Annotated in this window: 18 protein-coding genes; 8 read left to right on the forward strand and 10 right to left on the reverse strand. The window is 69.5% G+C overall.

Going from position 1 to position 24,361, the window contains the following annotated elements; translation table 11 throughout:
* Positions 1 to 98 precede the first annotated feature (98 nt).
* The 3 genes from LO55_RS04495 to LO55_RS04505 are packed head-to-tail and all read left to right on the forward strand — an operon-like array spanning position 99 to position 7,463.
* Positions 99 to 1,976 carry an autotransporter assembly complex protein TamA gene (locus tag LO55_RS04495; RefSeq protein WP_071360602.1) on the forward strand — a complete coding sequence of 626 codons (1,878 nt, stop codon included), beginning with the start codon at positions 99 to 101 and terminating at the stop codon, positions 1,974 to 1,976.
* On the forward strand, positions 1,976 to 6,433 hold the full coding sequence (locus LO55_RS04500) for a translocation/assembly module TamB domain-containing protein (RefSeq protein WP_071360603.1): 4,458 nt from the start codon (positions 1,976 to 1,978) through the stop codon (positions 6,431 to 6,433). Before LO55_RS04495 ends, LO55_RS04500 begins: the two co-directional genes overlap by 1 nt.
* A gap of 13 nt (positions 6,434 to 6,446) precedes the next feature.
* On the forward strand, positions 6,447 to 7,463 hold the full coding sequence (locus LO55_RS04505) for an RsiV family protein (protein WP_071360604.1): 1,017 nt from the start codon (positions 6,447 to 6,449) through the stop codon (positions 7,461 to 7,463).
* On the opposite strand, the gene LO55_RS04510 is transcribed toward LO55_RS04505, so the two are convergent.
* On the reverse strand, positions 7,438 to 7,953 hold the full coding sequence (locus tag LO55_RS04510; RefSeq protein WP_071360605.1) for a DUF6622 family protein: 516 nt from the start codon (positions 7,951 to 7,953) through the stop codon (positions 7,438 to 7,440). The two genes, LO55_RS04505 and LO55_RS04510, sit on opposite strands and share 26 nt — an antisense overlap.
* 145 nt (positions 7,954 to 8,098) lie before the next feature.
* Here LO55_RS04510 and LO55_RS04515 point away from each other — a divergent pair, with 145 nt between their 5' ends.
* Positions 8,099 to 8,398, forward strand: a complete 300-nt coding sequence (locus LO55_RS04515; RefSeq protein WP_071360606.1) for a hypothetical protein — start codon at positions 8,099 to 8,101, stop codon at positions 8,396 to 8,398.
* Positions 8,399 to 8,448: 50 nt separating this feature from the next.
* Positions 8,449 to 9,342, forward strand: coding sequence for a LysR family transcriptional regulator (locus LO55_RS04520; RefSeq protein WP_040774866.1), 894 nt, complete (start codon positions 8,449 to 8,451; stop codon positions 9,340 to 9,342).
* Between the two features lie 28 nt (positions 9,343 to 9,370).
* On the opposite strand, the gene paoC is transcribed toward LO55_RS04520, so the two are convergent.
* The 5 genes from paoC to LO55_RS04545 form a co-directional block, all read right to left on the reverse strand.
* On the reverse strand, positions 9,371 to 11,569 hold the full coding sequence (gene paoC / locus LO55_RS04525) for an aldehyde oxidoreductase molybdenum-binding subunit PaoC (protein WP_071360607.1): 2,199 nt from the start codon (positions 11,567 to 11,569) through the stop codon (positions 9,371 to 9,373).
* Positions 11,570 to 11,586: 17 nt separating this feature from the next.
* Entirely contained in the window at positions 11,587 to 12,540 is a 954-nt protein-coding gene (locus tag LO55_RS04530; RefSeq protein ID WP_071360608.1) for an FAD binding domain-containing protein, read from the reverse strand.
* Positions 12,537 to 13,193 carry an aldehyde dehydrogenase iron-sulfur subunit PaoA gene (gene paoA / locus LO55_RS04535; RefSeq protein WP_071360609.1) on the reverse strand — a complete coding sequence of 219 codons (657 nt, stop codon included), beginning with the start codon at positions 13,191 to 13,193 and terminating at the stop codon, positions 12,537 to 12,539. Before paoA ends, LO55_RS04530 begins: the two co-directional genes overlap by 4 nt.
* 102 nt (positions 13,194 to 13,295) lie before the next feature.
* On the reverse strand, positions 13,296 to 14,495 hold the full coding sequence (locus LO55_RS04540; RefSeq protein WP_071360610.1) for an MFS transporter: 1,200 nt from the start codon (positions 14,493 to 14,495) through the stop codon (positions 13,296 to 13,298).
* A 77-nt stretch (positions 14,496 to 14,572) separates the two neighbouring features.
* Positions 14,573 to 15,622: an NAD(P)-dependent alcohol dehydrogenase gene (locus tag LO55_RS04545; RefSeq protein WP_071360611.1), complete on the reverse strand. Its 1,050-nt coding sequence runs from the start codon at positions 15,620 to 15,622 to the stop codon at positions 14,573 to 14,575.
* Positions 15,623 to 15,850: 228 nt separating this feature from the next.
* Between LO55_RS04545 and LO55_RS04550 the strand changes: the two genes are divergently transcribed.
* Complete coding sequence (locus LO55_RS04550) at positions 15,851 to 16,759, forward strand: AraC family transcriptional regulator (RefSeq protein ID WP_071360612.1); 909 nt, start codon at positions 15,851 to 15,853, stop codon at positions 16,757 to 16,759.
* On the opposite strand, the gene LO55_RS04555 is transcribed toward LO55_RS04550, so the two are convergent.
* Genes LO55_RS04555 through LO55_RS04565 form a run of 3 tightly spaced genes read right to left on the reverse strand, consistent with a single transcriptional unit; the run spans position 16,756 to position 20,605 of the window.
* A complete protein-coding gene (locus LO55_RS04555) occupies positions 16,756 to 18,957 on the reverse strand; it encodes a xanthine dehydrogenase family protein molybdopterin-binding subunit (RefSeq protein WP_229410068.1) in 2,202 nt (733 codons plus the stop codon). The genes LO55_RS04550 and LO55_RS04555 overlap by 4 nt on opposite strands.
* Positions 18,958 to 18,970: 13 nt before the next feature.
* Positions 18,971 to 19,963: an FAD binding domain-containing protein gene (locus tag LO55_RS04560; protein WP_071360614.1), complete on the reverse strand. Its 993-nt coding sequence runs from the start codon at positions 19,961 to 19,963 to the stop codon at positions 18,971 to 18,973.
* Between the two features lie 3 nt (positions 19,964 to 19,966).
* Positions 19,967 to 20,605, reverse strand: coding sequence for a (2Fe-2S)-binding protein (locus LO55_RS04565; RefSeq protein WP_071360615.1), 639 nt, complete (start codon positions 20,603 to 20,605; stop codon positions 19,967 to 19,969).
* Between the two features lie 216 nt (positions 20,606 to 20,821).
* On the opposite strand from LO55_RS04565, the gene LO55_RS04570 reads away from it, so the two are divergent.
* Entirely contained in the window at positions 20,822 to 22,384 is a 1,563-nt protein-coding gene (locus LO55_RS04570) for a GGDEF domain-containing protein (RefSeq protein ID WP_083415170.1), read from the forward strand.
* Positions 22,385 to 22,397: 13 nt separating this feature from the next.
* Here the strand turns inward: LO55_RS04570 and LO55_RS04575 are convergent, their stop codons facing one another.
* Positions 22,398 to 23,003 carry a TetR/AcrR family transcriptional regulator gene (locus LO55_RS04575; RefSeq protein ID WP_071360616.1) on the reverse strand — a complete coding sequence of 202 codons (606 nt, stop codon included), beginning with the start codon at positions 23,001 to 23,003 and terminating at the stop codon, positions 22,398 to 22,400.
* 139 nt (positions 23,004 to 23,142) lie between these two features.
* On the opposite strand from LO55_RS04575, the gene LO55_RS04580 reads away from it, so the two are divergent.
* Positions 23,143 to 24,360, forward strand: a complete 1,218-nt coding sequence (locus LO55_RS04580) for an MFS transporter (RefSeq protein WP_071360617.1) — start codon at positions 23,143 to 23,145, stop codon at positions 24,358 to 24,360.
* Position 24,361 lies beyond the last annotated feature (1 nt).

Consider the following 24,361-nt stretch of genomic DNA (forward strand, 5'->3'; position numbering starts at 1 on the left):
CGTGTGCGAGCCGGCCCGAGGCGCACGCACAACATTCCGTGGCGGCATCGAGTTTGCCAATCAGTTAAGATGCGAACGAGTATTCTCAGTGGAGCGCCATGTTGTCACCTCGATCGATTCCCCGCCCGCGTCCCCTTTCCCAGCTCGTGCGCCATGCGCTGGTGGGATTGGGCGCATTGTTTTTCGCCACGGCCGTGTACGCACAAGCGACACCGGAAAACGCGCAGGCGGTCGACTATACGGTACGCATCGATGCCCCCCGCGCGCTCGAAGAATTGCTCGAAGATAACCTCGACCTGATGCGCTGGCGCGGCAATGCGCGGGTCGACCTCGAACAATTGCAGCGCCTGGTGAAAGAAGCGCCCGAGCAGGCGCGCACCCTGATCGCCACCGAGGGTTATTACTCGCCCAAGGTCTCGGCCGGCCTGGATACCAGCGGCGCGCGGCCGGTGGCGCGCGTCATCGTCGATCCCGGCCAGCCGGTGCTGGTGGGCGACCTCGACCTGGTGCTGCAGGGCTTCGTCCCGTTCGAGGAAGGCGGCGCGCCGTTCGACGCCAATGCCTTGCGCAACCGCTGGACCCTGCCGGTCGGCAGCCAGTTCCGCCAGGCCGACTGGGAAAGCGCCAAGAGCGGCCTGCTGCGCGACGTGGCCCAGACCCGCTTTCCGCGCGCGCGCCTGGTCGAGACCAGCGCCACGGTCGATCCGGATTCGCGCCGCGCCCTGCTGCGCGTGGTGATCGATTCCGGCCCCGAGATGCGCTTCGGCGAGCTGCGCATCCGCGGCCTCAAGCGCTATCCGCGCGAGGTCATCACCAACCTCAACAAGATCAATCCCGGCGACGAGTACAGCGAAGCCGCCCTGCAGGCCCTGCAGTCGCGGGTGCAGGACACCGGCTACTTCAGCAGCGTCGAGGTCAGCACCGATATGCGCGCCGTGCTCAATGCCGAGATCGCCGACATCAGGGAAGACGCCGACGACGACGCCAACCCGGCGACGCCGGAGCGTTCCACCGGCCCCACGACCCTGCCGGTGGTGGTGCGGGTGACGGAGAACAAGCAGAAGAACGTCGAGGCCGGCCTCGGCTTCTCGACCGACACCGGCGCCCGCGCCTCGCTGGGCTACGACGACCTGAACGTGTTCGGCAAGCGCTTCAAGAGCGACCTGATCTACGAACAGAAGCGCCAGACCGCCAAGGGCGAATTCTTCTGGCCGACCTCGTCCAAAGGCCATAACGACAGCGTCAGCGCCGGCGTCGAGCGCGAAGACGTACGCGGCGAGATCACCACCCTGGCCAGCGTGGCCGCCCGCCGTACCTGGGGCTCGCCGCTGCTCGAGCGCAGCCTGACCTTGGAGGTGCTGACCGAGAAACGCGAAGTCGAAGGCCTCGAGCCCACCCGCGCCAAGAGCCTGCCGCTCACCTACAGCATCACCCGGCGCAAGCTGGACAGCCTGATCCAGCCGACCAACGGCTATGTCTGGAACGCCCAGTTCGGCGGCGCCGTGCTGCCGATCCTGACCGACGAAAAATTCCTGCGCCTGTACCTGCGCGGCATCTATTACAAGCCGGTCGGCGCCGCCGGTTCGCTGATCCTGCGCGGCGAGACCGGCGCCGTGGCCTCGAAAGAGAAGTTGGGCGTGCCGAGCACCTTCCTGTTCCGCGCCGGCGGCGACCAGTCGGTGCGCGGCTACGGCTACCAGGAACTGGGCGTGCAGGAGAACGGCGCCACCGTCGGCGGGCGTTATCTCGCCACCGCCAGCGCCGAATACCAGTACTGGTTCAAGCCGCCCTGGGGCGTGGCCGTGTTCTACGACGTCGGCAACGCCGCCGACAAGTTCGGCGACCTCAATCCCAAGTCGGGCTACGGCGTCGGCGCGCGCTGGCGCAGCCCGGTCGGCCCGATCAATGTCGACCTGGCCTATGGCCACGCGGTGCGCAAGGCGCGCCTGCACTTCTCACTTGGATTCACGTTCTGATGGATACACCTGAAAACCACCAGGCGCCGGCGCCTGACCAGCCTCAGGCTCATGCAACCCGCCGCTGGCCGCGCCGCGTGGCGATCGGCGTCGTCGCCACCGGCGTCATCGTCGGCGGCGCGCTGTGGTATCTCGGCCGCGAGACCACGCTGCAAATGATCGTCCAGCGCGTGGCCGACGCCACCGGCGGCAAGCTCACCGTCACTGGCGTCACCGGTTCGATCTACGGCGCCATGCACATCGAGCGCCTCGTGTGGCGCACCGACGAACAGATCGTCACGGCGGTCAAGATCGACGTCGACTGGTCGCCGTCGCAGATCCTGTCGGGCGGCATCCTGGTCGACAAGCTGTGGGCCGCCAGCGTGCGCATGCAGACGCTGAAGGAAACCGACGAACCCTCGGTGCTGCCGGCGAGCCTCGCGCCGCCGTTCCGGATCGAAGCCGACGACGCGCGGCTGAACCGCCTGACGATGGTGAGCATCGCCGGCGCCGAAACGACGATCGACAATATCCGCGTGCGCGCCAAGGGCGACAAGCGCAGCTGGGTGGTGCAGGATGCCGCGGCCAGCACGCCCTGGGGCCAGGTGGCGGCCAACGCCACGCTCGGCGCCCAGCGCCCGTTCAAGATCGAGGCCTCGGGCAGCCTCACGCAATCGCAGGCCAGCGCCGGCGCGCGCGCCGCCCAGCTGCAGCTGAAGGTGGGCGGCGACATCGAGAACGCGACCCAGATCGACGCCACCGGCCAGGCCGGGCGCGCCATCGGCGACGCCCACTTCACCATCGCGCCCTATGCCGAGATTCCGCTGCGCGCGCTGCGCGTCAATGGGCGCAACCTCGATCCGGGCTTCTTCAATCCCGCACTGCCGACCGCCGACCTGACCCTGGCCGTGGCCGGCAAGCTGGACGCCAACCGCAATATCAGCGGCAGCGTCGACATCACCAACAGCGGGCCGGAAGGCACGATCGACCAGCAACGCCTGCCGCTGCGCTCCGCGCGCGGCCAGCTGGGCGGCAGCCTGGACGCGGTGCGCATCTCCGACGTGCTGCTCGACTTCGGCGCCGCCGGCAAGTTCACCGGCACCGGCGGCGTCCAGCGCGAAAAGGACGAGGAAGGCATCGGCACCGCGCGCTTCACCCTGCAGACCGAGCGCTTCAACCTGCGCGAAGTGCATTCGGCCATGAAGCCGACCGCGATCAAGGGCAGCATTGCGGTCACCAACGAGGCCACGCGCCAGACGCTGGAAGCCAACCTGCTTGACGCCGGCCTGCGCCTGGCCGCCCTGGCGACCCTGGAAAACAACGTCGCGACGCTCAAGGAAGCGCGCCTGACCGCGGGCCGCGGCAGCGTCACCGCCAGCGGCAGCATGAACCTCGAGGGCGACAAGGCCTTCAAGGCCACGGCCAGCGCAAACCGCTTCGATCCGTCGGCCTTCGGCGACCTGCCGGTGGCCGACATCAACGCCACGATCAATGCCGCGGGCGCGCTCAGCCCCGAGTGGAAGGTCGACGCCGACTTCGCCGTGCGCCAGAGCCGCCTGATGAACCAGGCGCTGTCCGGCAGCGGCAAGCTGAGCGCTGATGCGAAACGCATCAGCGGCATCGACGCCAACCTGGCGCTGGGCCAGAACAAGGTCGACCTGAAGGGCGCGTTCGGCGGCGCCGGCGACCGCCTGAACTGGCGCCTCGACGGCCGCCAGCTGGCGGCGGTGCGCAGCGACCTGTATGGCGCGGTCACCGCCAACGGCGTCGTCAGCGGCACCATGGAAGCGCCGCGCACCACCTTCGAGGTCAATGCGCAAGACCTGGGCTGGGTCGCGGCCCAGCGCAAGAACGGCAGCGGCGTGTTGCGCGCCAGCGGCGAAGCCTGGCTCGGCGGACCTGAAGGCGCGCGCGCGGTCGAGGTCAAGGCCAGCGGCGGCACGCAACGGTTCAACCCGGCGGCCTTCGGCTCTCCGCTGGCCGGCAACATCAATTCGACCTTCAGCGGCAGCGGCCGCGCCGGCGCCGACTGGCGCGGCGCGCTCGACTTCAAGCTGGCCGACGCTTCGACCCTGGCCAATTCGCCGCTGCGCGGCCATGCGCGCCTGACGGCGGACCGCCGCCACGTGTCGAATGCCGACGTCGACCTGCGCATCGGCCCCAACGTGATCGCCGCCACCGGCGCCTTCGGCCTGGCGCGCGACACGCTGAACTGGAAGATCGACGCGCCGCAGCTGGCGGCGCTCGGCCCCGAGTTTGGCGGCGCGCTGCGCGGCTCGGGCGCCTTGTCCGGCACCATGGACACGCCGTCGCTCAGCGCCAGCATCGAGGGCCAGAACATCAAGGCGCTGGGCACGCACAATGTGCGCTCGCTGCGCGCCAGCGCCAACCTCGGTTCCGGCCGCGGCGCGGCCGATCCGCTGGTCAGCAACGTGGAGGTGCTCGACTACGTCAGCGGCGAGACGCGCGTGGCGTCGGTGCGCCTGCAGACCGAGGGCACGCGCGGCGCCCACACCGTCAAGCTGTCGGCGTTGGGCGACGCCTTCGACGCCAATACCGAGATCCGCGGCGGCTTCAACCGCGACACCTGGAGCGGCACGCTGGCCGCGCTGCAGAACCGCGGCCGCTACGCCATGCGCCTGCAAAACCCGGTGCCGGTCACGATCGCCGGCGCGCCCGGCTCCGGCATGAAAGGCCTGGCCAGCCCGGAACGCATCGCCTTCAATGGCGCCGTGGTCCAACTGCCGAACGGCAGCATCACGGTCGACACGCTCACCAAGGACGGCCCGCGCTGGAGCAGCCGCGGCCACGCCGACAAGGTGCCGCTCACCTACCTGGCGCAGTTCTCCCCTGCCCTGGCCGACAACGCGCGCGGCGACCTGACGCTGGGCGCCGCCTGGTCAGTCGACATGCGCGCGCCTGTCGCCGACGGCGCCGCGCCTTCGCTGGCCGGCAACGTGCGCGTGTTCCGCGAAGCCGGCGACGCCATCGTCGGCGGCGACACCCCGGTGCCGCTCGGCCTGCGCCGGCTGGAAGCGTCCGCCGAAGTGGTCGGCAGCGGCCTGCGCGTGAACCTGGACTTCGACGGCGCCCGCACCGGTGTGGCGAAAGTCGAGGCGAATGCCCAGATGCTGAACGGCCGCCTCGAAAGCGACAGCCCGCTGCGCATGACGGCCAATGCCGACATCCCGTCGATCGCCTGGCTGGCCTCGCTGGCCGGCCAGCCGGGGCTGGAGCTCGACGGCGCGCTGCGCCTGGCCATGACGGGCGGCGGCACCATCGGCCGCCCCAGCCTGAACGGCAACCTCGATGGCGACAAGCTCGCGGTGCGCTGGGCCGAACAGGGCGTGCGCCTGCAGAACGGCCAGTTGCGTGCCCAGCTCGGCGGCGACCAGCTGCGGGTGGAGCGCCTGACCTTCCAGGGCCGCCAGGGCAGCGCCGCCGCCAGCGGCTTCGTGCGCTTCGCCGACGGCGCGCCGACCATGGACGTGCGCCTGAACATGGACAAGCTCGAAGCGCTCTCGCGTCCCGACCGCACCCTGATCATGAGCGGCCAGGCCTCGCTGGTGCGCGACGCCAGCCGCTTCGCGCTGGAGGGCAAATTCCGCGCCGACCGCGCGCTGATCGAATTCGCGCCGCAAGGCCGGCCGACCATCTCGGACGACGTCATCGTGCTGGGCCGCGGCGCCGAAAAAAAGACGCCGACCACCAAGGAAAAGGAAGTGCCGCTGACGGTCGACCTCGCGGCCGACCTGGGCGACGACTTCCACGTGCGCGCCATGGGCATCGACGCCTACCTGGCCGGCAGCGCACGGGTGCGCATGACGGGCGCCGGCCAGCCGCGCATCAACGGCACGATTCGCGCGGTGAACGGCACCTACGCCGCGTACGGCCAGAACCTGTCGATCGAGCGCGCGGTGCTGACTTTCAGCGGCCCCTACGACAACCCCTCGCTCGACATCCTGGCGGTGCGCAAGCGCCCCGAAGGCGAACAGCTCTCGGAAACCAACGTCGAAGCCGGCGTGCAGGTGCGCGGCACCGCGCAATCGCCCACGGCGCGCCTGGTGTCGACGCCGAACGTGTCGGACAGCGACAAGCTGTCCTGGCTGGTGCTGGGCCACAGCATGGAAGCGGCCAGCGGCGACCAGAAAGGCGTGCTGACGGCCGCCGCCAGCGCCCTGCTGGGCGGCAGCGGCGGCACCGGCGGCATCCAATCGAAGCTCGCGAACTCGCTGGGCGTGGATGAACTGGGGCTCAAGCAGGGCGCCGGCGGCGGCGATTCGTCGGGCCTGGAAAGCACCGTGGTCACCGTCGGCAAGCGCATCTCGTCGCGCGCCTACCTGAGCTTCGAGCAGGGCACCAGTACCGCCTCGAGCCTGGTGCGCCTGCGCTACAAGCTCACGCCGCGCATCGCATTGCAGTTCCAGACCGGGACCAATAGCGCGCTCGACGTGCTGTATTCCTGGGCCTTCGATTAAGGACGGGGCGGGAGTGAGAGCGGCCGCCTGCCTCCTTCCCGCGCTGCTGGCGCTCGCCGTGCCTGCGACGGCGCAAGACCATGGCGACCTGCTGCGCTCGCCCGAGCGCATCGAATGGGAGGCCGGCGGCCTGTACCAGGGCCGCCTCGCGGACGGCGCCCTGTTCCAGGTCGCGCTGGCCTACCCCGCGCCAGACGGACTGCCGGGCGACGCGGCCAGGATCATGGCCAGCGCTTTCTGGTTCGCGCGCGACTACACGGGCAAGGCCCGCCCCCTGGCGCCGCTCAAGGCGCCGCCGGGCGCAATGGCGCTGGCTCCCCTGCTCGACTCCGGAGCCCAGGGGCCGGAGCGGTTCGCGGTCGACCTCGACGCCGACCGGCGCGGCGGCAAGGGCAGCTGGCGCCAGGCGCAAGACAAGCCAGCGCAGCCGTTCTCGTTGAAACGCACCGTGGCCTACCGCGCGGTCGCCCTCACCCGGCCATCGCCGCAGGCCCAGGCCGAGGGCTCGGACCAGCCATTCGTGTTTTCCGCCGTGTTCCCGGTATTCCGTGACGCGGCGCTGGACGCCTGGGTGCGCGAGATGGCCGGCCGCTGCGACGCCGACCTCGAATGCACGAACAAGGTCGTGGTGCGCTGGCATTCGAAGGGCCAGCTGTCGCTCGACGCCAGCGCCTGGACCTTCGGCCATGGCGCCGCCCACGGCAACTACCGCTCATCGATGCGTCACTATGCGCTCGGCGGCGGCCAGGCCGTGCATACCCGCTTCACGGGCTTCGTCGACGCCGGCACGGCCTGTCGTGACAAGGTCTCGGCGGCGCTCGTGGCCAGGCTGGCCGCGCAAGGGCTGTCGTGGGCCGAGCAGGGCGCGCTGGACGTGTTCAAGGAGCCCAAGTTCATTCCCCTGCCATCCGGCATCGAGTTCCACTGGGATCCGTATGAGGTGGGCAGCTTCGCGCAGGGCATTCCGAGCGTGTTCCTGCCCCGCGCCGAACTGGAAGGCTGCGTCAGGAACCTGCCGCACGGCGATTGAAGCGAGCCGCGGGCGTCAAACCGACGTCGCGCAGCAGGCGGCCCAGGAAATAGCCGTTGAAGACGCCGAACATGGCGCAGACCGCCATCGCCACCATCCCCTGATCTGCCAGGTCGGGGCGCACGGCCAGCAGCACCGAGGTCACGTACTTGAGCGTGAAGATCGACAGCATCAGCAGCAGCGGGACGACGCTCCCGGCCACGCGCACCCGGCCCGGCGCGCTGCCGGGCGCCACGCGCACGCGGCCGAAGCGCCAGGACAGCAGCGCGGCCGCCGCGAAGGCCGTCATCCATGCCGCCAGCACGGTCGCACCGACCCCGAACTTGAGCGCGATATCGTGCAGCGACAGGACGAGCATCACCAGCGGCAGCACGAACATCCGGCGCAGGGCGATCTCGCGCCCGCGCAGTTCGGCGACGCCGCGCCACACGAGGAAGGCGAGGATTGCCCAGACGTAGAGAGGTGTATGGCTCAGGATCTGGATCAGCATGGCGGGCTCCGGCAAGGGTTGAAAGTGGCGCCAGTATGTGGTTCGCCGGGACGAGGCGCAGCGCCGTGCGACGAAGCGTCATCCCTGCGGCGCGAAACGCATGTGCGCGGCGCGAAATTCAGCGCGGCCGGGTAGAATCCCGCGCATGCCACGCAAAACTCCCATCTTTCCTGGCCCGCGCACCGCGCGCGGCGCCGTGCTGGCCGTCCTGCTGTCGGGCGCCGACCAGGCCGGCGCCGAACCGCTGCGCGGCCGCGTGACCCTGGCCGCCATCGTCCGCGCGCTCAAGCGCAAATATCACTGGCCGATCGACACCACGAGCTTTCCGTCCAATGCCGCCGACGGCCGCGCCACCTGGGCCACGGTCTACAGCCTGCCTCAGGACGTGATCGACGCGGCGCTGGATGCCAAGGGCCGCGACTGGCTCAAGAGCACACATCCATAAATTTCTCTCATGGATGCGCATGCCGATTGATGTTGCTGTATCATCAATCAATGGCCCGTGACAATATCAACGACATCCTCGTCTTCCTCGCCGTCGCCCGCGAGCGCAGCTTCACGCGCGCCGCGGCGAAACTCGGCATGACCCAGTCGGCGCTCAGCCACATCGTGCGCTCGCTGGAGGCGCGCCTCGGCGTGCGCCTGCTCACGCGCACCACCCGCAGCGTGTCGCCGACGGAGGCCGGCGAGCGCCTGCTGCAGAACGTCGGCCCGCGGCTGGAAGAAATCGAGGCCGAGATCACGGCCGTCAGCGACCTGGGCGACAAGCCGGCCGGCACCATCCGCATCACCGCGATCGACCACGTGATCGACACCATCCTGTGGCCGCGCATCGCGCCGCTGCTGCCGCAATACCCCGACCTGCACGTCGAGATCAGCTCGGACTACCGCCTGATCGACATCGCCGCCGAGCGCTACGACATCGGCGTGCGCCACGGCGACCAGCTCGAGAAGGACATGATCGGCGTGCGCCTGACGAACGAGGTGCCGATGCGGATCGTCGGCGCGCCCGCCTATTTCGAGCGGCGCCCAAGGCCGACCTCGCTGCAGGAGCTCATGAAGCACAACTGCATCACCTTGCGCCTGCCCAGCAGCGGCGGGCTGTATGCGTGGGAGCTGGCGCACGAAGGCCAGCCGCTGGAAGCCCGCGTGCGCGGGCAGTCGGTGTTCACCAACGTCTACCACATGCTGGACGCCGCATTGCACGGCGTCGGGATCGCCTTCCTGCCCGGGAGCCTGGTCGACCCGCACCTGGAGGCGGGACGGCTGGTCAGCGTGATGGACGATTGGTGCGTACCCTTCGAACCGCTGCACGCCTTCTATCCCAGCCGCCGCCACTCCTCGCGCGCGCTGATGCTGGTGATCGACGCCATCCGTTACAAGGAATAATGCACGGAGCAGCGCCGATCTCGTGCCGTCAAGCCAGCGACGGCATCTTCTGCAACATCTTGTCGAGCGTAACCGGATAGTCGCGCACGCGCACGCCGGTGGCGTTGTAGATCGCGTTCGCCACCGCCGCGCCGACGCCGCACAGGCCCAGCTCGCCGACGCCCTTGGCCTTCATCGGCGACGTCGTGGGATCGGTCTCGTCGATGAAGATCACCTCCTGGTGCGGGATGTCGGCATGCACCGGCACCTCGTAGCTGGCCAGGTCGTGGTTGACGAAGAAGCCCAGGCGCTTGTCGACGGCCAGGTGCTCCATCAACGCGCCGCCCACGCCCATCGTCATCGCGCCGATCACCTGGCTGCGCGCCGACTTCGGGTTCAGGATGCGGCCCGCCGCGCACACCGACAGCATGCGCCGCACGCGCACCTCGGCCGTGGCGACGTCCACCGCGACTTCGACGAAGTGGGCGCCGAAGGTCGACTGCTGCATCTGCTTTTCGAGGTCGCCGTATTCCATGGTGTCCTCGGCCACGATCGCGCCGCCCTTGGCCACCTCGGTCAACGGCACCGCGCGTCCGCCCGCGCGCACCGCGCCATCGATGAATTCGGCCTTGGCGGCGTCCAGCCCCGCCTTTTGCGCGATCTGCTCGCGCAGCTTGACGCAGGCCGCATAGACGCCGGCGGTCGAACTGTTGGCGCCCCACTGGCCGCCCGAACCGGCCGACACCGGATAATCCGAGTCGCCCAGGCGCACGTTGACCCGCTCGACCGGCAGGCCGAGCATCTCGGCCGCGGTCTGCGCGATGATGGTGTAGCTGCCGGTGCCGATATCGGTCATGTCGGTTTCGACCGTCACCTTGCCGTCGCTTTCCAGGCGCACGCGCGCGGCGGACTTCATGTTCATATTGTTGCGGAAGGCCGAGGCCATGCCCATGCCGACCAGCCACTGGCCATCGCGCACCTGGCCCGGCTGCGCCTTGCGCTTGCTCCAGCCGAAACGTTCGGCGCCCTGGCGCAGGCACTGCACGTAGCGGCGCTGCGAGAACTTGCGGCCCGCCTTTTCGGGGTCGACCGTGGTGTCGTTGACGATGCGGAAGGTGACCGGATCCATCTTGAGCTTCTCGGCCATCTCGTCCATCGCCACCTCGAGCGCCATCATGCCCGGCGCCTCGCCCGGCGCGCGCATCGCATTGCCCTCGGGCAGGTCGAGCGTGGCCAGCTGCAGGCGGGTCAGGCGGTTGCCGCCCGCGTACAGCAGGCGGGTCTGCTGGACCGCGGTTTCCGGCTGGCCGCCCGGCAGGTCGCCCGACCAGCTTTCGTGGGCGATCGCGCTGATGCGGCCTTCGCGCGTGGCGCCGATGCGGATGCGCTGGATCGTGGCCGGACGGTGGGTGGTGTTGTTGATCATCAGCGCGCGCTGCAGCGCGACCTTGACCGGCCGCTTGGCCGCGCGGGCGCCGAGCGCCGCCAGCACCGCCTCGGCGCGCAGGAACAGCTTGCCGCCGAAGCCGCCGCCGATATACGGCGAGATCAGGCGCACGTTGCCGGCCGGGACGCCGAGCGTCTTGGCCAGGTCTTGCTTGCCCCAGTCGATCATCTGGTTCGAGGTCCAGACGGTCACCTTGTCGCCATCCCACGACGCGATCGAAGCATGCGGCTCCATCATCGCGTGCGACTGGTCGGGCGTGGTGTAGGTGGCGTCGAGCTTGACCGGCGCGCCGGCGAAGGCGCCGTCGAAGTCGCCGACCTTCGATTCGGCGTCGCCGGTCTTGGGCGTGACCGCCGCGTTCATTGCCGCGGCCAGGTCGTAGGAGCCGTTCGCCTTCGCGTACTCGACCTTGACCAGCGACGCCGCGGCGCGCGCCTGCTCGAAGGTCTCGGCCACGACGATGCCGACCGCCTGGTGGTAGTGCTGCACTTCCGGGCCGGCCAGCAGGTGGGCGGTGTTGAAGTTGCCCTTGCCCAGCTTGCCGGCGTTCTCATGGGTGACGACGGCGATCACGCCCGGCGCGCGGCGCGCGGCAGCCGTGTCGATCGACACGATGCGGCCCTTGGCGATCGCCGCGCCGATGACGTAGCCGTAGGCAGCGTTCGGCGCTGCCGCATGCTGCTCGTAGGCGTAAGGGGCGGAACCGGTGGTCTTGAGCGGGCCGTCGATGCGGTCGAGCGGCTTGCCGACGACCTTCATCTGGTCGATCGGATTGGTGGTTTCGGGTTTGGTGAATTTCATGGTCTCAAGCCTTTCTTTCAGCTCGCACGGGCTTGCGCCAGGATCGCATCGAGCGTGCGCTCGACGAGCAGGATCTTGAATGCGTTGTCGTCGGTGGTGCGGGCGCCGGCCAGCAATTGCGCGGTGGTGGCCTTGCCGCCGCGCGGCAACTGGCTTTCCGCCGCCGGCACGCGCCACGGCTTATGCGCCACGCCGCCCACGGCCACGCGGCCGCTGCCGTCGGGCTGCACCACGGCCGCCACCGAAATCAGCGCGAACGCATACGAGGCGCGGTCGCGCACCTTGCGGTAATAGTGCTTGCCGCCCAGCGGCTTGGGTAGGGTCACCGCCGTGATCAGCTCACCCGGCATCAAGCTGTGCTCGATGTGCGGCGTCGTGCCCGGCAGGCGATAGAAGTCGGCGATCGGGATCGTGCGCGCGCTGCCGTCGGGACGCACCGTTTCGACCCCTGCATCCAGCAGTTGCATGGCCACCGCCATATCGCTCGGGTGGGTGGCGATGCAGGCGTCGCTCTGGCCCACGATCGCATGGCCGCGCGTATGGCCGCCGATGGCCGAGCAGCCGCTGCCGGGCACGCGCTTGTTGCACGGCATATTGGTGTCGTAGAAGTAGGGGCAGCGGGTGCGCTGCAGCAGGTTGCCGGCGGTGGTCGCCTTGTTGCGCAGCTGGGTCGAGGCGCCAGCCAGCAGCGCGCGCGACAGCACGGCGTAATCCTTGCGCACGCGCGCGTCGGCCGCTAGGTCGGTGTTGCGCACCAGCGCGCCGATGCGCAGGCCGCCCTCCTTCGTCGCCTCGATCTTGTCGAGCGCCAGGCCGTTGACGTCGATCAGGTGGGCCGGGGTTTCGATCTCGAGCTTCATCAGGTCGAGCAGGTTGGTCCCGCCCGCGATGAAGCGCGCGTTCGGGGTCCTGGCGGCGGCGGCCGCCGCTTCGGCCGGGGTCGCGGCCTTCTGGTAGCTGAATGCCTTCATGCCTTGACTCCTCCGACTTCCTTGATCGCGTCGATGATGTTCGAATAGGCGCCGCAGCGGCAGATATTGCCGCTCATGCGCTCGCGGATCTCGTCGACGGACAGCAGCGGTTTTGTGTTCAGGTCGCCGGTCACATGGCTCGGGATGCCCTGGCGGATCTCGTCGATCACCGCCACGGCCGAACAGATCTGCCCCGGCGTACAGTAACCGCACTGGAAGCCATCGTGCTTGACGAACGCCGCCTGCATCGGATGCAGCTTGTCGGGCGTGCCCATGCCTTCGATGGTGGTGATCTCGGCGCCGTCGTGCATGATCGCGAGGCTCAGGCAGGAATTGATGCGGCGGCCGTCGACCAGCACCGTGCAGGCGCCGCACTGGCCCTGGTCGCAACCCTTCTTGGTGCCGGTCAGGTGCAGGTTTTCGCGCAGCGCGTCGAGCAGGGTGGTGCGGGTGTCGAGCGTCAGTTCGCGCGGCTGGCCGTTCACGCGCAGGGTGACCTTGCTGGTCACCGGCGCCGGCGTCTGGGCCGCGCCGGCGGCGCCCTGCCCCGCCGCCTGGGCGCCTGCCAGCGGCAGGGCCGCCGCCGTCGCGCCGAGCGCGCCGCCGATCAGGACACCGCGCCGGGTCTGGTTGATATTGGTGGAGTCGTCCATCAGGGTTGCTTCCTTCTGTCAGCGGTTAATAAATCTGGTTGATGTTACGGCAAGCCCTTCCCGCGATTCATGAAGGACGCGGCATAGGCTTATGTTTCCTGTTCATGAATCGGCATGGCGCGCCGACCGTCCCGCCAGTACGGCAAGCACGGCGGCGGCGACCAGCAGGCCCGCGCTCAGGTAAAAGGTCGCGCGGTAGCCGCTGGCGTCGAACAGCAGGCCGCCCAGGGTCGCACCTAACATGATCGCGAGCTGGACCACGGCCACCATCAGGCCGCCGCCCGCTTCCGCATCCCGCGGCAGGGTCTGGGCCAGCCAGGTCCACCAGCCGACCGGCGCCGAGGTGCCGACCAGGCCCCAGATCGCGAGCAGCACGGTCACCGCCGCCGCCGAGTGGCCGAACGCCACCAGCGCGCCGGCGACCGCCGCCATGATCAAGGGCATCGCCACCAGCACCCGGTACAGCCGGTCCTTCAGCACGGCGCCGATCAGGGTCGTGCCGACGAAGCCGGCCACGCCCAGCACCAGCAGCATCAGCGACAGGCTCGCGGCGTGCACGCCGGTGACGCTTTCCAGGAACGGGCGCAGATAGGTGAACAGTGCGAACTGCCCCATGAACAGCAGGCTTACCGCCACCATTCCGAGCACCACTGCCGGCCGCCGCAGCAGGCGCGGGATGCCGCCGGCCGCCGTGGCGTCAACGGCGCGCAGTGACGGAAGGCGCAGCAGCAGCCAGGCGAGCGCGATCGCCGCCACCGGCACCAGGCAGAAGAAAGCGCCGCGCCAGCCGACGATCGCGCCCAGGTAGCTGCCGGCCGGCGCCGCGATGACCGTCGCCAGCGCATTGCCGCCGTTGAGCAGGGCCAGGGCGCGCGGCACGTCGCGCGCCGGCACCAGGCGCATCACGGTCGCCGCCGACATCGACCAGAAGCCGCCGATGGCGACGCCGATCAGCGCGCGGCCGACCATGAACAGGAAATAGTTGGGCGCGAACGCGGCTACCGTGCCGGAGACGACCATCAGGAAGGTCAGGCCCAGCAGCAGGATCTTGCGGTCGAGCCGTCCGACGACCGACCCGAGCAGCAGGCTGGTGACCAGGGCGAAGGCGCCGGAGATCGCGATCGACTGGCCGGCCTGGCCTTCGCTGATGCGCAGTTCGGCCGCCAGAGGCGTCAGCAGGCTGACCGGCATGAATTCGGAGGCGACCAGGGCGAAGGCGGCGAGCGACATCGCCATCACGGCGCCCCATGCCGCGGGCGTTGCCGGCTTGCTGTCGCAAGCGGCGGAAATGGTTGGATTCATGATTGAGAAAACGGGGTTGATGCGGAACGAGCGGCGACGCCGCTCGTGAAGGCCCGCGTAGCGGGCCGGTGAATGGATCAAGCGGCCAGGCTGGCGTTATCGATCACGAAGCGGTACTTGACGTCGCCCTTGAGCATGCGCTCATAGGCGCCGTTGATGTCGTCGGCGCGGATCATCTCGATGTCGGCCACGATGCCGTGCTCGGCGCAGAAGTCGAGCATTTCCTGGGTTTCCGGAATGCCGCCGATCATCGAGCCGGCGATCGCGCGGCGCTTCGTGATCAGGTTGAACACCTGCGGCGACGGATGCGGCGACTCGGGCGCGCCGACCAGCACCATGGTGCCGTCGCGCTTGAGCAGGTTGAGGAAGGCGTCCAGGTCGTGCGGCGCGGCGACCGTGTTGACGATCAGGTCCAGGCTCTTGGCCTGGGCCGCCATCGCGTCCGCATCCTTCGAGACCACGACTTCGTCGGCGCCCAGGTCCAGGGCATCCCGGCGCTTCGATTCCGAGGTAGTGAAGGCGACCACGTGGGCGCCCAGGGCGTGGGCCAGCTTGATGCCCATGTGGCCCAGGCCGCCGATGCCGACGATGCCGACGCGCTTGCCGGGACCGGCGTTCCAGTGGCGCAGCGGCGACCAGGTGGTGATGCCGGCGCACAGCAGCGGCGCCACCGCCGCCAGCTGCTCTTGCGGATGGCGCACGCGCAGCACGAAGCGCTCGTTGACCACGATCTGCTGCGAATAGCCGCCCAGCGTGTGGCCGGGCGCATCCGCGGTCGGGCCATTGTAGGTGCCGACCATATTGTCGCAATAGTTTTCCAGGCCTTCGCCGCAATCCGCGCACGCCTTGCAGCTGTCGACCATGCAGCCGACGCCGACCAGGTCGCCGACCTTGTGGCCGCTCACGTGGGCGCCGACCGCCGACACGCGGCCGACGATCTCGTGGCCCGGCACGCAGGGGTACAGGGTGCCGGCCCATTCGGCGCGCACCGTGTGCAGGTCGGAGTGGCAGACGCCGCAGAAGTCGATGTCGATCTGGACGTCGTGGGCCCCGGGCGCGCGGCGGGCGATGTCCAGGGATTCAAGGGGTTTGTCGGCGGCATGGGCGCCATAGGCTTTGACTGTCATGAAGTTTTCCGTCAGTGTCGAGTAGTGATCGTGCGTGTGTAACGCGATTTGTCAGGGAAGCATGGTAGTCGCAAATTCATGTCGAAAACGAGCCTGAATTTGACTGGGCTTATGAATCCACGTCATGAATTGACTGCCGTGCCCGGTGGACGAGGATACCCCTCGCCTTCACCGCGCAGCGCCACGTTCCACTGGACAGCCACGCCAACCGGCGACACACTATTGGTCATGAACCAGGAATTACTCGACGCCGTGGCCGCCTACGCCCGCGCCCACGCCAACCGCGACGGCCTGGCGCTCACGTCCATCCCGGGCCTGCGCATGATGTGCCTCGACCAGCCGGGCGACAAGCTCGAATCGACCTACCGGCCGCTGGTCTGCCTCGTGCTGCAGGGCGAAAAGCATTTGCTGGCCGGGCGCCAGGAGAAGCTGTGCGCCGAAGGCCAGGCGATCATCGTCAGCGCCGACCTGCCGGTGACGGGCCAGGTGGTGAGCGCCTCCAGGGAGCGTCCGTATATCGCGCTGGCGATCGAACTCGACATGGCCCTGCTGTCCGAACTGGCCGACCAGATGCGCAAGAACAGGCCAAGCCCGCCCGACCCGGCGGCGACACTGCTGGTCCAGGATGTCGATGCGGCGATCCTCGATTGCGCGCGCCGCCTGATGCACCTGGTCGCGCATCCCGAGGCGGTGGCCATCCTGCATCCCGGCCTGATGCGCGAGCTGCATTTCTGGCTGCTCAACGGCGCGCATGGCGGGCAGTTGCGCGCGTCCATGGCGCCGGAGGCGCATCCGGTGCGGCTGAACCGCGCGGTGGCGCTGCTGCGCCTTTCATACCGCCAGAAGCTGCGGGTCGAGGAACTGGCGGGGGCCGCGTCGATGAGCCTGTCGGCCTTCCACAAGCACTTCAAGGACTACACCTCGCTCACGCCGGTGCAGTACCAGAAGCGCCTGCGCCTGATCGAGGCGCGGCGCCTGATGCTGTACGAGGGCGTCACCGCCAACAAGGCGGCGTACGAGGTCGGCTACGAAAGCAGTTCGCAGTTCACGCGTGAGTATGCGCGCCTGTTCGGCGCGCCGCCGCGGCGCGATGCGCGGCGTCCGGCCACCGTTGCGGCGCCGGAACTCGCGGCTTAAAGAACATCTTCGATCCGGATCGGCAGCCGGCGGATGCGTTTGCCGGTCGCGTGATGCACCGCATTGGCGATCGCCGCCGCCACGCCCACCATCGCCACCTCGCCCAGTCCCTTCACGCCGCTCGCATTGAGCAGCGGGTCGGGCCGGTCGATGAAGCCCACGTCGATGTGCCCGATGTCGGCATGCACCGGCAGCACGTACTCGGCCAGGTCGGCATTGAGAAAGCCGCCATAGCGCGGGTCGACCTCGCTGATTTCGCGCAGGGCGGCGCCGATGCCCCACACCACGCCGCCGCGCACCTGGCTGTCGGCCGTCACCGGGCTCACCACGCGGCCGCAATCGATCATGCTCACCACGCGCGGCACGCGGATGCGGCGCGTCACCGGCTCCACGCTCACCTCGACGAAGTGGGCCGCATAGCTCATCGACACGAAGTCCGGATACACCGGCCCCGCCGGCGCCGGCATGCCGCCCTGCAGGCGGCCGTAGACGGCGTCCGGCTGGCCCGGCGCCTTGCGCCGCACCTCGGCCTCGATGCGCTCGCGCTGCGCCAGCGCCAGCACCTCGGCCGGCTTCAAAGCTGCATCATGGCCAGGCGCCAGCTGCGCCAACGCGTCCAGCAGCGCCTGCGCGGCTTCGTCCGCCGCCGGCGCCACGCTGGCCGTGCCCCAGGAGCCGGCGGTCAGGTGCTGCGGCGCGCCGCGCGTGTCGCCGATCTGGATCACCAGCGCCTGCGGATCGACCCGGAGCCGGCGCGCCAGCACATTGGCGATCGCGGTGCGCATCCCCTGCCCCATCTCATGGCCGGCCACCGTGAACAGGATGCGGCCGTCGCGGGAGGCGGCGATGCGCGCGATCGCCGGACTGGTCGCGGCCTTGTAGGCGCCGCAGGCCACGCCCCAGCCGATGGCGGCGCCATCGGCCGCCTTCATCGAGGCCGGGCGTGGGTCGCGCCGGCTCCAGCCGAAACGGCGCGCGCCTTCGCGCAGGCATTCGGCCATGAAGCGCGAGGACAGCGGCTTGCCGGTGAGCGCGTCGGCCTGCGTATCGTTGCGCAGCCTGAGCTCCACCGGATCGATGCCAAGCTGCAGCGCCAGTTCATCCACCGCCGATTCGAAGGCGAACGACGCCGGCTGCTCGAACGGCGCGCGCATATAGCCCGGCGTCTGCACGTCGGTGCGCACCAGCCGCTCGCGCCCGCGGAAATTCGGTATGCCATACAGGCGCGCGCTCATGTCGGCGTACGAGGCAGGGAACAGGTCGTGGCGCGAGGTCTGCTGGTCGGCTTCGTGGATCGCCGCCAGAATCTTGCCGGAGGTATCGGCGCCCAGCTGGATGCGGTGGCGGCTGGCCGGGCGGAAGCTGGCGTCGTGGAACAGCTGGCTGCGCGGCACCACCAGCTTGACCGGCTGGCCGAGCTTGCACGCCGCCACCGCCGCCAGCAGCGTCTGCATCTGCAGCGAGTTCTTGAGGCCGAAGCCGCCGCCGCACTGCGGCGAGATCACGTCGATGCGCGCCGGATCGAGGTTCAACTGGCGCGCCAGCCCGTGGCGGATCGCCCCGCTGTTCTGCGTGCCCTCGTGGATCACCAGCGTGCCCTTGCGCCATTCGGCCACGGTCGACACCAGCTCGATCGGGTTCTGGTGCTGGGGCGGGTGCAGGTACTCGGCATCGAGCTTGTGGGCCGCGCCGGCGAAGGCGGCGTCGGCGTCGCCCGCCACCTTGTCGGCGAACATCTGCTGCGGCAGCGGCGAGCCCTGTTGCGGCACGATGTCCCTGGCCGGCGCGTCCAGCGTCACCTGGAATGGCTGTTCTTCATACTTCGCCCGGATCAGCGAGGCCGCTTCGAGCGCCGCTTCCAGCGTATCGGCCACCACCAGCGCGATCGGCTGGCCCCGATACGCGATTCCTGACTCCAGCATCGGCTGCATGCTCTGGAAGGCAAAGCCGCCGCCCAGCACGTGGCCGGCCGGCTTGTACTCGCCCATGTCGGCATGGGTCAGCACCAGCCGCACGCCCCCTACCTCACGCGCGGCCCGGGTATCGATGGAGCGCACTTCGCCGCGGTTGATGGTGGACACCGCCAGCGCCGCATGCAGCATGCCGGGCAGCGCCTGGTCGGCCGCGTACAGCGCGGCGCCGCGGACCTTGTCGCGCGCGTCGATGCGCGGCTGGTTGGGGAAAACGGACTCATTCATATTCATGCTCATGTCAAATCCTTTGTGCGGCGGTCAACAGGGCGTCGGCCACCGTGCGGGCGCCGAGCTCGATGCGAAAAGCATTGTGGTGTCCGGCCCTGGCGTCCGCGAAGGCGGCGAAGCCGGCCGCCAGCGCCGTCTCGACCGTGAGTTCGCGGCCGGCCAGGCCCTGCTCGGCCAGGTGCGCGCGCCACGGCTTGGTGGCGACGCCGCCGAGCGCGATGCGGGCCTGCACGACCCGCTTGCCGTCCATCGTCAGCGCCACGGCGGCGGAACTGAGGGCGAAGGCATACGATTCGCGGTCGCGGATCTTGTGATAGGTCGAGGCGCGCCCGAGCGGCGTGACCGGCACCCGGATGCGGGTGATGATCTCGCCCGGCGCCAGGGTGGTCTCGAGGTCGGGCCGGTCGCCCGGCAGCCGGTGCAGCGCCTCGATCGGGATGCTGCGCACGCCGTCCGGGCCCAGCACGTCGAGCACGGCGTCGAAGGCAACCAGCGCGACGGCGAAGTCGCCGGGATAGGTGGCGATGCAGCTCGGACTGGTGCCCAGCAGGGCATGGCCGCGGTCGATGCCGCCAAGCGCCGCGCAGCCGCTGCCCGGCGCCCGCTTGTTGCAGGCGAACGGTTCGCCGCCGCGGAAATAGGCGCAGCGCGTGCGCTGCAGCACGTTGCCGCCCAGGCTGGCCATATTGCGCAGCTGCTGCGAGGCCGCGCGCCACAGCGATTCGGACAGCGCCGGATACTCCTTGACCAGGCGCGCGTCGGCCGCCACGTCGCTCATGCGCGCCAGGCTGCCGAACACCAGCTCGCGCGCGCCGGACGTGTCGAAGGCGCGCAATTGTTCGATCGCGTTGATGTCGACGATGGCGGGCGGACGCTCGACGCCGAGCTTCATCAGGTCATACAGGGTGGTGCCGCCGGCCATCAGGCGCGCTTCCGGATAGGCGGCCATGGCTTGCACGGCCTGCTCGGGCGAGCGCGCGCGGATCAGGGTGAATTCACGCATGGCTCATGCCTTTCCCATCTCGCCGGCGACCTGGCCGATGGCGGCCACGATGCCGTTGTAGGCGCCGCAGCGGCACAGGTTGCCGCTCATATACTCCTTGATGCGTTCCGGCGAACCCGCGTTACCCTCGCGCACGCAGGCGATCGCCGCCATGATCTGGCCCGGGGTGCAGTAACCGCACTGCAGGGCGTCGTGGTCGATGAAGGCTTGCTGCATCGGGTGCAGGCTGCCGTCGGGCCGCTGCAGGCCCTCGATGGTGTCGACCCGGCGGCCCTCGAGCTGCAGCGCCGGCGTCAGGCACGCCACGACGCGGCGGCCGTCGACGTGGATGGTGCAGGCGCCGCACTGGCCATGGTCGCAGCCCTTCTTGGCGCCGGTGAGCGCCAGCCGCTCGCGCAACAGGTCGAGCGCCGACGTCCTGGGGTCGACCGTCAGCGCGCGCTGCTGGCCGTTGACCACGAAGCTGAGCGGCACGCCGCCGGCGTGGACTTCCGGCGCGGCATCCGCAGGCTGGGCCTGGGCCGGGGCGGCGTTGGCGGCACCGCTCGCCGCGGCCACCGACAGCACCGACAGCACGAACTCGCGCCGGTTGACCTGTGCGCCATGGGCAGTCGGGATGGATGGATCGGGGCCGGTCGTCATGGCGAACTCCTTCTGTGTGGAATGGGGTATTGCCGGGAATGTAGACCAAGCGTCCCGCTCACACGAGCCGCACGAAAAGAAAAGGCAACAACTGCGCAGGATCAGGCAAGCGGGGGCGCGCCGGCGCAGTCCGGCGACAGGATTTTCTTTCTAATGGCACAATTTTTGGACAGCATTGCTACCTTATGCATCGCAACCCTGTTTTGGCGAGGCGCATTGAATTCTTCCACCGACAGCCTGGATAACCACGTCGAACGCCTGAGCGGCAAGCGGCGCCCGGTCGTGCGCCTGGTGGTGGCGGCCACCGCCCTGGGCTGCAGCCTGCTGGTCGCGTTCGCGGCCTGGTTCATCTGGTCGTCGCGGCACACGCAGATCCAACAGACCGAAGTGGCGACCTCGAACGTGGCGCGCATGGTCGGCGTCCAGGTCGAGACCGCGATGAAGGCCACCACCATGGCCCTGGCGAACGTGGTCGAACGGGTGGAGCACGACGGCACCGACGCGGCCGCGCTGAAGCGGCTGCAAGCCCACCTGGTCGTGCTGACCAGGACCACGCCCGAGCTGCACGGGATCTTCGTGTTCGCCGCCGACGGCCGCTGGCTCGCGTCTTCGCTGACCGGCACGCGCCAGGGCGACAATTCGGACCGCGCCTATTTCGAATACCACCGCACCCATGCCAGCCGCAAGATCTACGTGGGTCATCCGGTCAGGAGCCGCTCCACCGGGGTCTGGGTGCTACCGATCTCGCGCCGCATCGACCACCCCGACGGCAGCTTCGCCGGCGTGGCGCTGGTGACCCTGAAGGTGAATTTCTTCGAACGCATCTACGACGAACTGGACGTCGGCAAGACCGGCACGGTGCTGCTGGCGCTGGAAGACGGCACGGTGGTCTACCGCCGCCCTTTCGACGACAAGCTGATCGGCACCAACCTGGCGGGCGGCGTGGTGTTCAAGGCCGTCAAGGAGAACGCGGTCGGCTCGGACTTCCTGGTCGCCCGGATCGACAATATCGAGCGGCTGTACAGTTACCGGCGGGTCGACGACTTCGCCTTCGTGATCGCCGTCGGCCAGACCAAGGCCGAGCTGCTCGGCCCCTGGAAACGGGCGAGCCTGCTGATCGGCGCGGCGGTGCTCCTGATCGCCGCCACGTTCGCCGTCTTCGCCCGCAAGCTGATCCGGCAATTCATCATCCGCGACCGGCTCGACCAGAAGCTGCGCGCCTATTCGCAAGACCTGCGGCGCGACAATCTCGGCCTGCAGGAGCTGGCGCATACCGACAAGCTGACGCGGCTGGCCAACCGGCGCCGCTTCGACGACGTGCTCGCGCACGAGCTGCGCCATGCGCGGCTCGCCGGCACCCCGACCGCCCTGCTGCTGCTGGATGTGGACTACTTCAAGAAATTCAATGACCGCTACGGCCATCCGGCCGGCGACGCCTGCCTGCGCGAGGTGGCCCGCATCCTGGCGGCCCAGGTCAACCGCAACCGCGACCTGCCGGCACGCTACGGCGGCGAGGAATTCGCGGTGATCCTGCCGGATACCGAACTGGCCGGCGCGATGGCGGTGGCGGAACGGCTGCGCCATGAGATCCAGGCCCTGCAACTGCCGCACCAGGACTCGCCGGCCGGCGTCGTCACGGCCAGCATCGGCGCCGCCGTGCTGGTCCGGGCTTCCGGCGGCGATGCCGACCCGGGAGAGCTCATCGCACACGCCGACCGGCATCTGTACGACGCCAAGCATGCGGGCCGCAACCGGGTCGACGGCGGCCTGGCGGAATGAAGCGGCGCCCGCGCTAGCGCGACGCCGCGTCCCATAACCTCATCACCTGGCCGATGGCCGCGTCCAGCGCCGCGTGCGTGGCGCCGTCGCGCGCCAGCGTCGACAGGCCGGTCAGGAAACTGTCGAACACCGTGGCCAATGCCTGCGGGTCGGTCGCGGGCGCGAGCTGCCCGTTCGCGATGCCGCGCTCGACGCAGGCCAGGATGCCGGCGCGCGTTCGCGCGCGCGAGGCGCCAAGGGCGGCCGTCACCCCGGCGTTTCCGGCGCCGCTCGCGCTCATCACGCCCAGCGAGACCATGCATCCTTTCGGGTGGCCCGCCTCGCACTGCATCGCCGCCGAGCGCCTGAGCGCCAGTTCGATGGCGGCGCGCGGTTCGAGGTCGGCATTCCACAGGCATTCGGTCACCCGCCCATGGGATGCGAGATAGCACGTCACCGCCTCCTGGAACAGCGCTTCCTTCGACGCGAAGGCGGCGTAGAAGCTCGGCGCCGAAATGCCCAGGCCGGCCTTCAACTGGCTCAGCGAGGTCGATTCGTACCCGTGCTCCCAGAACAGGTGCATCGCGGTCGTGACCGCAGCGTTGCGGTCGAATTGTCGCGGACGGCCCATGGTCGCCATGTCGTTCTCCTTTGCATTCAACTTCAATACTAATCGGTACAAAAGTCGTTGACAAGCTCATCTTGTCCGACTTACATTTATACCAATCGATACATAAGTGGCCGGCCATCCTGGCTGGCTTTCCTCGACAGGAGTCCTGATGGAAGCAATACACTCACCTCGCCCGGCCACCCGCGCCGGCAGCCTGCCGGTCGCGGCGCTGCTGGCCCTGGCCATGACCGGATTCATCTGCATCGCCACCGAAACCCTGCCGGCCGGCCTGTTGCCGCTGGTCGCCCAGGGTCTCGGCGTGAGCACTTCGATGGCGGGGCAGACCGTCACCGCCTATGCCCTCGGTTCGGTGCTGGCCGCCATTCCGCTCACCATCGCCACCCGCGGCTGGCGCCGCCGCAGCGTCCTGCTGCTGACCATCGTCGGCTTCCTGGTCTTCAATACGCTGACCGCGCTGTCGTCCGATTTCACGCTCACCCTGGCGGCGCGCTTCTGCGCCGGGATGGCCGCGGGTCTCGCCTGGAGCCTGCTGGCCGGCTACGCGCGCCGGATGGTCGCCGTCCACCAGCAGGGGCAAGCCATGGCCATCGCCATGGTCGGCACGCCGATCGCGCTGTCGCTCGGCGTGCCGCTCGGCGCCTGGCTCGGCGGCGCGGTCGGCTGGCGCACGGCGTTCGGCCTCATGTCGGCGCTGTGCGTGGTGCTGGTGGCATGGGTGGTGGCCAAGGTGCCCGACTACCCCGGCCAGGCCGACCGGCAGCGCCTGCCGCTGCGCAAGGTGTTCACGACGCCCGGCGTGCGGCCGGTACTGGCGACCGTGATCGCGTGGATGCTGGCGCATAACATCCTGTACACCTATATCGCGCCTTTCGCGGCCCAGGCCGGGCTGGCCGGGCGCGTGGACGTGGTCCTGCTGGTCTTCGGCGTCGCCGCGCTGGGCGGGATCTGGATCGCCGGCCGGCTGGTGGACAGCCACCTGCGCGCCACCGTCCTGGCCAGCCTGGGCGGCTTCGCCATCCTGTCCCTGCTGTTCGCCTGGCTGTCGGCGCTGCCGCTGGCAGTGTACGCGGGCGTGGCCGCGTGGGGCCTGAGCTTCGGCGGCGCGGCCACCCTGCTGCAAACGGCGCTGGCCGACGCCGCGGGCGATGGCGCCGACGTGGCCTTGTCGATGAACGTGGTGGCCTGGAATGGCGCGATCGCGGGCGGCGGCCTGCTCGGCGGCTTATTGCTCGACCGCTGGGGCGCCGCCTCCTTCCCGTGGTCGACCGCATTGCTGGCGGCCATCGGGTTTGCAATCGCGTGGTCGAGCAGGACGCATGGCTTCCGGCCGGGCGCGCGCTCGGGCCCGGCCGTCGCCGGGCACTGAG

Origin of the sequence: Massilia timonae (genome assembly GCF_001866515.1) — a bacterium.
In the GTDB taxonomy this organism is placed as follows: domain Bacteria; phylum Pseudomonadota; class Gammaproteobacteria; order Burkholderiales; family Burkholderiaceae_D; genus Telluria; species Telluria timonae.